Genomic DNA, 8,394 nt, shown 5'->3' on the forward strand with positions numbered 1-8,394 from the left:
CGTCGTACGAGTATTCCTCCATGTTTGAACGGTTGATCAAATTCGCGATTGAACAGCGCATCGTTGTGATGTTCGCGGTCCTGCTGATGGCAGGGCTGGGCATCGCCAGCTACCAGAAACTGCCCATCGATGCCGTACCCGACATCACCAACGTGCAGGTGCAGATCAATACCTCGGCTCCAGGCTTTTCGCCGCTGGAGACCGAACAACGCATCACCTTTGCCATCGAGACCAACATGGCCGGCCTGCCCGGCCTGCAACAGACGCGCTCGCTGTCACGCTCGGGGTTGTCGCAGGTTACGGTGATTTTCGAGGACGGCACCGACCTGTTCTTCGCCCGTCAACAGGTGAACGAACGGCTACAGATTGCCAAGGACCAATTGCCCGAAGGCGTCGAGACCATGATGGGGCCGGTCTCTACCGGTCTTGGCGAGATTTTCCTGTGGACCGTCGAAGCCCGTGAAGGCGCATTGAAGGACGACGGCACGCCGTATACGCCGACCGACTTGCGGGTGATTCAGGACTGGATCATCAAGCCGCAGTTGCGCAACGTGCCGGGTGTGGCCGAAATCAACACCATCGGCGGGTTTGCGAAGCAGTATGAAATCGCCCCGGACCCCAAGAAACTGGCAGCCTACAAGCTGACGCTGAACGATCTGGTGGCTGCGCTGGAGCGCAACAACGCCAACGTCGGCGCGGGTTACATCGAACGCGGCGGCGAGCAATTGCTGATTCGTGCGCCGGGTCAGCTGCAAACAGTGGACGATATCGCCAACATTGTCATTGCCAACGTACAGGGCACGCCCATCCGGGTCAGCAGCGTGGCCGACGTCGGCATCGGCAAGGAAATGCGCTCCGGTGCCGCCACTGAAAACGGCCGCGAGGTGGTGCTCGGCACCGTGTTCATGCTGATTGGCGAAAACAGCCGCACCGTTTCCCAGGCCGTGGCCGCCAAACTCGCCGACATCAACCGCACGTTGCCCGAGGGCATCGAAGCGGTGACGGTGTATGACCGCACCCATCTGGTCGAAAAAGCCATCGCCACGGTGAAGAAAAACCTGATCGAAGGCGCGATTCTGGTCATCGCGATCCTGTTTCTGTTTCTGGGCAACATCCGTGCTGCGCTCATCACCGCCATGGTCATCCCGCTGGCGATGCTATTTACCTTCACCGGCATGTTCGCCAACAAGGTCAGCGCCAACCTGATGAGCCTCGGCGCGCTGGACTTCGGCATTATCGTCGATGGTGCGGTGGTCATCGTCGAAAACTCGATTCGCAGGCTCGCCCACGCCCAGCAGAAACACGGCCGGATGCTGACGCGCATGGAGCGTTTCCATGAAGTGTTTGCCGCCGCCAGAGAAGCACGCCGTCCGCTGATCTTCGGCCAGTTGATCATCATGGTCGTGTACCTGCCGATCTTCGCCCTCACCGGCGTTGAAGGCAAAATGTTCCACCCGATGGCGTTTACTGTGGTCATCGCCCTGCTCGGCGCCATGATCCTCTCGGTCACTTTCGTGCCTGCGGCCATCGCCATGTTCGTGACCGGCAAGGTCAAGGAAGAAGAAGGCCTGGTGATGCGCACGGCTCGCCAGCGTTATGCGCCGGTGCTCGGCTGGGTCCTGGGGCATCGCTGGATTGCCTTCACCCTGGCGTTCGTGGTGATGGTGCTGTCCGGTTTTACCGCCAGCCGCATGGGCAGCGAGTTCATCCCGAGCCTGAGCGAAGGCGACTTTGCGCTGCAGGCCCTGCGCGTGCCGGGCACCAGCCTGACGCAATCGGTGGACATGCAGCAGCGCCTCGAAAAGGCCGTGATCGAAAAAATGCCGGAAGTGGAGCGCATGTTCGCCCGCACCGGCACTGCCGAAATCGCCGCCGACCCGATGCCGCCAAACATTTCCGACAGCTATGTGATGCTCAAGCCGCAAAGCGAATGGCCGAACCCCGACAAGTCGCGGGAAACCCTGATCGCCGAACTGCAACAGGCCGCAGCGAGCGTACCGGGCAGCAATTACGAGCTGTCCCAGCCGATCCAGTTGCGTTTCAACGAACTGGTATCGGGTGTGCGCAGCGACGTAGCGGTCAAAGTGTTCGGCGATGACATGAACGTGCTCAACCAGACCGCCGCCAAAATCGCTGCCGCGATGCAGAAAGTGCCGGGCGCGTCCGAAGTGAAGGTCGAACAGACCACCGGCCTGCCGGTGCTGACCATCAACATCGACCGCGATAAGGCGGCGCGCTATGGCCTCAACGTCGCCGACGTGCAGGACGCCATCGCCATTGCGCTGGGTGGGCGTCAGGCCGGCACGCTGTACGAAGGTGATCGCCGCTTCGACATGGTGGTGCGCCTGTCCGAACAACTGCGCACCGATGTGGCCGGACTGTCCAGCCTGCTCATCCCGGTGCCCGCCAGTGCGGGCAGCAGCAACCAGCAGATCAGCTTCATCTCGCTGGCTCAGGTCGCCAGCCTGGATCTGGTGTTAGGTCCGAACCAGATCAGCCGCGAAAATGGCAAGCGTCTGGTGATCGTCAGCGCCAACGTGCGCGGCCGCGACCTGGGCTCGTTCGTCGAGGAGGCGGGCCAGACCCTGGACAGCAGCGTGCAGATTCCGGCGGGCTACTGGACCAACTGGGGCGGTCAGTTCGAACAGCTGCAATCGGCCGCCAAACGCCTGCAAATCGTTGTGCCCGTTGCGCTGCTGCTGGTGCTCGCGCTGCTGTTCCTGATGTTCAACAACCTCAAGGACGGCCTGCTGGTCTTCACCGGCATCCCGTTCGCCCTCACCGGCGGCGTCATGGCCCTGTGGATGCGCGACATTCCCCTGTCGATCTCCGCAGGCGTGGGTTTCATCGCCCTGTCAGGCGTCGCGGTGCTCAACGGACTGGTGATGATCTCGTTCATTCGCAACCTGCGCGAAGAAGGTCGCTCACTGCACGACGCCATTACCGAAGGCGCCCTCACCCGCCTGCGTCCGGTGCTGATGACTGCACTGGTGGCCTCGCTGGGCTTCATCCCGATGGCGCTGGCCACAGGCACCGGAGCCGAAGTGCAGCGGCCGCTGGCGACGGTGGTGATTGGCGGGATTCTTTCGTCTACAGCGCTGACGCTGCTGGTGCTGCCAGCGTTGTATCAGTGGGCGCATCGGCGGGAGGAGGAAGCGGTCGAAGCCAAGTGATTGACTGAGCCATGACGCATAACGAAAAAACGCCCCTCGGGGCGTTTTCTTGTTGCTTGGCGAACAGTCAGAGCACGCTCAACGGGTATTCAACGATCACCCTCACCTCATCCAGATCCGATTCGAACGCCGTCGCTCGGGTCGTGGCCTGACGAACGCGTACGGACAGATCCTTCATGGTGCCGGTCTGAACGATGTACTTGGCTTCGATGTTACGCTCCCAACGCTTCTGATCGGTCAGCGGGTTGCCCTGAGCGTCGCGGCGCATGTAGGTGCTGTTGGCGTTGGAGTAGTCTGCATCCGTGCCTTTGCCGTAGCGGGTCATGAATGTCAGGCCGGGCACGCCGTAGGTCGCCATGTTCAGGTTGTAGGTGACCATCCATGAGCGTTCGTTGGGTGAATTGAAATCGCTGTACTGGATGGAGTTGGCCAGATAGATCGAATCGGACTGCCTCAGGTAGTCGAAGTCGTCATCGCCCTGGTTGCGCTGGTGAGAAAGCGACACGGTGTGTGCGCCGTATTGCAGGGCGAGCTTCGCGCTCCAGATGTCGTTGTCGAACTCGCCGAGTAGCCGTTTGCCTTCGTCGGTCGCGTTGTAATAGTTCAGGCTGCTGGTCAGAGACAGGTCATTGGTGATCGGCAATACGTAGGACGCCGATCCGTACTTCTGATCCCAGGCATCCTTCAACCGGCTGGTGTACAGCGAGAGACTCAGCCTGTCGGTGGCCTCGTAATCGCCGCCGAAATAGGCGAGCCAGGGCGAATCGACCGCACCACCGTAAAAGGCAACGAAGCCGTCGCGCATGTTGCTGGACACCGGCTGGCTCATCGAATGCAGACGCCCGCCTTGCAAGGTCAGGCCGCTGATGCTGGTGTTGAGGGCGGTAACGCCGCGAAAGCTTTCCGGCAGCAGGCGGGCATCGCCATACGCGACAACGGGCGTCACCGGAAACACATCGCCCACGTGGACCACGGTGTCGAACGCACGGGCTTTCAGCGCGCCGCCGACCTTGGTGTATTCGTCGCGAGCATTGCCTTGCCCATCCACAGGCAACACATCGAACGCACTGCGGCCGCCGTTTCTTCCATCGCCGGTGTCGAGCTTGATGCCCATCATGGCGAATGCATCCACGCCGACGCCGAACGTACCTTGGGTAAAGCCCGACTGAAACCGGCCAATGATTCCTTGCGCCCAGGCTTCGGAGTAGCCGTTACCCGTCGGGCTCGACTCGCCGTTGCGATGGTCGCGGTTCATGTAGAAGTTGCGATTGAGGATTGTCAGCGTGCTGCCTTCGACAAAGCCTTCTTTCTGCTCTTCGGCAACGGCGGCAAGCGGCGTAATACCCGCGAGCGTTGAACATAGGGCGAAGGAAAAACGTTTAAGTGGTGTCATGTGCGCTCCGTTGATTGGGCAGATCGTTAAACCTGTCGGCCTGGCCTGTTTTTATAGGGGCTCTATTGATCAATAGAGGGCTGCCAGTGGGGCACAATCTTGAAGAGACGAACATAACGTGAAGATGACGGCGAGATTACAAATATGAAAGAAACATGGAATAACTTAATGGCCGAACGGTGGACTCACAAAAACAGAATAGACTCAATATGCCAACTGGCCTATTAAATAGTCACCCATAAAAAAAGCGTCCCGAAGGACGCTTGAAGATTCGCCTCAACCAAAGGAGCCGGAAAGCTACTAAAGGCGAACAGGGTGCTGCTCGGTAAGGGCCAACTGTTTTTAGCCCTCGGACTTGATGGACTTCTCAGACGTGGATTTCTCGTCAGAGTTGACATACTGCTCGTTCTGGCTGGCACGCTGCTGCTCGTTAAAGCGCTGCTCCTGAGCCGCGCGCATCTTGTCTGCCGCGATACTTGCGAATTCATTGCCGTCGTCAGCGAACGCACTTGTAAAGGACAAGGCCGCCACGGCGAAGACCATCGATTTAATCAGTTTCATCGTCATTTCCTCTTCTCTCGTTAATGTCTGAGTCCTGTGTTGCGCTGGGCGCTTGTCAGGAATGAGGCCAGCTTACGGTGCGGTAGCTAACAGGAAGGTGAGCAGAGAATGACAATCTTGTTAGAAACCTGACATCTTGAAGATTACCAACTTGTAATGTTATCGCCACCTTCCGGTTAACCGGCAACCCTTAACATGGGCTCACATTCAAAAACGGAGACAAAGAACATGCGTACTGCCAAATCGTTATTGCTGGCCCTGGCCATCCTTTCACCGCTGAGCGCCTTTGCTTACACCAGCGATGAAGTAAAAGCAGAGACCCTGATCAAGGATCACCAGGCCAGCGTGCAGAAGTATGCAACCACCCATAACAAGCCCATGCCGGAAATCCAGGAATACAAGTACGGCATGAAGCTGGACGTTGCCAAGGTGATCCGCAAATCACCGGATATGAAAACCTGTAGCGTCATGCCCAAACTGATGACCTACCAGGATTCCAAGGGTGATCTGAAGACCGTTCAGTACCAGATCCTCAGCGGGTGCAGAAACAGCCAATGATTCCAGACCCGCCAGGAGGCCACCCCGAAACGCTGAACCCCACGCTCCACCCACCGTCAGCCCGGACAATCGTCCGGGCTGACTTTTTTGCGTCTTTCCGTTGTGCCTGCCCTCGTATGTCCAGCCTGCTCGGTCCTTGATCAGGGTGTTTTTTGCAACACCCACGCATTTACGTGGTCAACGCAAGCCCTCGTGCGTGTTCGACGCAATGTGCCTGAGCGGCTGCCCGGGCCATCACAGTCTGCCTGGGCATGGCTCGGCCGGGATGCTCGTTGCCGACCACGCTGGAATTGAAACTGGATTCACGGATTTTGGAATGACGGATGCTTGAACTTGTTGCTGCTTTTATCTGCCTCACTTCGCTGCTGACCTATGTGAACTTTCGCTTTATCGGTCTGCCTCCCACCATCGGCGTGATGGTCACGGCGCTGATGTTCTCACTGATTCTGCAAGGCCTGAGCCTGATGGGCTTTCCCGGCCTTGAAAACCGCGTGCAGGAACTGATCGGCCAGATCGACTTCGGCGACCTGCTGATGAACTGGATGCTGTCGTTTCTGCTGTTCGCGGGCGCTCTGCACGTCAATCTGGCGGACCTGCGCAGCTATCGCTGGCCCATCGGCCTGCTGGCAACCTTCGGCGTGCTGATCGCAACCACGGTAATCGGTGCCTTGGCGTACTGGATCTTCGCCCTGTTTGGCTGGCACGTCAGCCCGCTCTATTGCCTGCTGTTCGGCGCACTGATTTCGCCGACCGACCCCATTGCGGTACTCGGCGTGCTGCGTACGGCCAATGCCTCGAAACCCCTCAAGACCACCATTGTCGGCGAGTCCCTGTTCAACGACGGCACCGCAGTCGTGGTGTTCACCGTGCTGCTGGGCATCGCGCAACTCGGTGAAACCCCGACCGTGGGCGAAACCGCCATGCTGTTCGTGCACGAGGCGGTGGGCGGCGTGCTGTTCGGCGGCCTGATCGGCTATGCCGTGTACCTGATGATCAAGAGCATCGAGCAGTACCAGATCGAGGTCATGCTGACGCTTGCGCTGGTCATCGGCGGCTCGGCGATGGCGTCGGAGCTGCATGTTTCAGGTCCCATCGCGATGGTCGTGGCCGGACTGATCATCGGCAATCTGGGGCGCAACCTGGCGATGAACGACATGACCCGTCGCTACATGGACGGCTTCTGGGAATTACTGGATGACATGCTCAACGCGCTGCTGTTCGCGCTGATCGGCATGGAGCTGTTGCTGCTGCCGTTCTCGTGGCAGCACCTGATTGCCGCCAGCCTGTTGGCCGTGGCGATCCTGCTGTCGCGTTTCGTCACCGTGGCACCTGCCATTTTGCTGTTGCGTCGCTGGCGGACTGTGCCCCAAGGCACGGTGCGCATCCTGACCTGGGGTGGGTTGCGCGGTGGTGTATCGGTAGCACTGGCGCTGGCCCTGCCGACCGGCCCGGAGCGCGATCTGCTGCTGAGCATCACCTACATCGTGGTGCTGCTGTCGATCCTGCTGCAGGGCCTGACCATCGGCAAACTGGTCAAGGCCGTCACGCGCGAGCCGCAGGTCAAGGACTCGGCCCACTGAGTGAATGAACAAAAGCCGGTCGCCACTTCCATTGCCGAGGCGATTGGCTAAGATGCCCGGACCGCAGATTGTGATCTGCGGCATCACCGAGGCACAGGAGCTGCAATGTCCACCGAAGAGGAGCTCGCCATTTCCGGCGGCACACCGATGATTCCCGATCAGCGCCGCGAGCTGATGCTGCGGCAGTTGCGCAAGCATCAGGTGCTGAGCGTGCATCAGTTGATGGAAATGTTCGAGTGTTCGCACATGACCATCCGCCGTGACATCGCGTTGCTGGAGCAGGAAGGCCGTGCCTATTCGGTCACCGGCGGTGTGCGCATCGCCAGCCAGGTGCACAGCGAGCCCAGCCATCAGTCGAAGGCCGTGGTCGAGTTGCCACAGAAGCAGGGCATGGCGCGGCTGGCGGCCGGTCTGCTGCACCCGGACATGACGATTTATCTGGATGCGGGCACCAGCACACTGGAAATCGTGCCGCACATCGTGGCGCTGTCGGGTATGACGGTGGTCACCAATGACTTCGGGGTGGTGAATGCGCTGGCCGATGCGGGGCATGTGGATGTGATTCACACTGGCGGCCTGCTCGACCATCCCAACCTGTCCAGCGTGGGCGGACTGGCAGCAGCGACCCTGCGGCAACTGGCGACAGACGTGGCCTTCATGTCCACCAGTTCGTGGGATCTGCAACGCGGCACTACAACGCCCTCGGCCTTGAAAGTCGAGGTCAAGCAAGCGGCCATGCAATCCGCCTCGCAAACCGTGCTGGTCGCAACCAGCTCCAAATACGGCACGTTTGGCATGTACAAGGTCGCCGGGCTTGATCAGTTCGACACCATCATCACCGACGCTGCCCTGGCCGAAGCCGCCGCCGACGGCATCCGCAAACAGCGCATCGAACTGTTGCTCGCGCCCGTGAGCGGCAAGCGCCAGGCTCGTGACTGAACAGATGCAGACCTGTGGGGGTTGAGCTTGCTCACGAAGACTGGCTTCCAGCCGCAACCCGTCGACTGAACACACCGGCCCCTTCGCGGACAAGTCAGCGCCCACTGGCTGAAACCGGTTTTCAACCCGTGGGAGTGAGCTTGCTCACGAAGACTGGCTTCCAGCCGCAACCCGTCGACTGAACACACCG

6 protein-coding genes are annotated in these 8,394 nt (G+C 59.8%); 4 read left to right on the top strand and 2 right to left on the bottom strand.

Going from position 1 to position 8,394, the window contains the following annotated elements; translation table 11 throughout:
* Nucleotides 1-20 precede the first annotated feature (20 nt).
* On the top strand, nt 21-3,173 hold the full coding sequence (locus H8S56_RS12200; RefSeq protein WP_187518770.1) for a CusA/CzcA family heavy metal efflux RND transporter: 3,153 nt from the start codon (nt 21-23) through the stop codon (nt 3,171-3,173).
* 67 nt (nt 3,174-3,240) lie between these two features.
* Here the strand turns inward: H8S56_RS12200 and H8S56_RS12205 are convergent, their stop codons facing one another.
* A complete protein-coding gene (locus H8S56_RS12205) occupies nt 3,241-4,566 on the bottom strand; it encodes an OprD family porin (RefSeq protein WP_187518771.1) in 1,326 nt (441 codons plus the stop codon).
* A gap of 342 nt (nt 4,567-4,908) precedes the next feature.
* A complete protein-coding gene (locus H8S56_RS12210; protein WP_024687841.1) occupies nt 4,909-5,133 on the bottom strand; it encodes a hypothetical protein in 225 nt (74 codons plus the stop codon).
* A gap of 222 nt (nt 5,134-5,355) precedes the next feature.
* Between H8S56_RS12210 and H8S56_RS12215 the strand changes: the two genes are divergently transcribed.
* The 3 genes from H8S56_RS12215 to H8S56_RS12225 all read left to right on the top strand — a co-directional run bounded on the left by H8S56_RS12215 (nt 5,356) and on the right by H8S56_RS12225 (nt 8,204).
* The gene (locus H8S56_RS12215; RefSeq protein ID WP_024695843.1) at nt 5,356-5,685 is read left to right on the top strand and encodes a DUF2790 domain-containing protein; all 330 of its coding nucleotides are present in this window, start codon (nt 5,356-5,358) and stop codon (nt 5,683-5,685) included.
* A 323-nt stretch (nt 5,686-6,008) separates the two neighbouring features.
* On the top strand, nt 6,009-7,265 hold the full coding sequence (locus H8S56_RS12220; RefSeq protein ID WP_024695844.1) for a cation:proton antiporter: 1,257 nt from the start codon (nt 6,009-6,011) through the stop codon (nt 7,263-7,265).
* Nucleotides 7,266-7,370: 105 nt separating this feature from the next.
* Nucleotides 7,371-8,204, top strand: a complete 834-nt coding sequence (locus tag H8S56_RS12225) for a DeoR/GlpR family DNA-binding transcription regulator (protein WP_024687844.1) — start codon at nt 7,371-7,373, stop codon at nt 8,202-8,204.
* The last annotated feature ends 190 nt before the right edge of the window (nt 8,205-8,394 follow it).

The organism is Pseudomonas triticifolii (genome assembly GCF_014358015.1).
Classification (GTDB): domain Bacteria; phylum Pseudomonadota; class Gammaproteobacteria; order Pseudomonadales; family Pseudomonadaceae; genus Aquipseudomonas; species Aquipseudomonas triticifolii.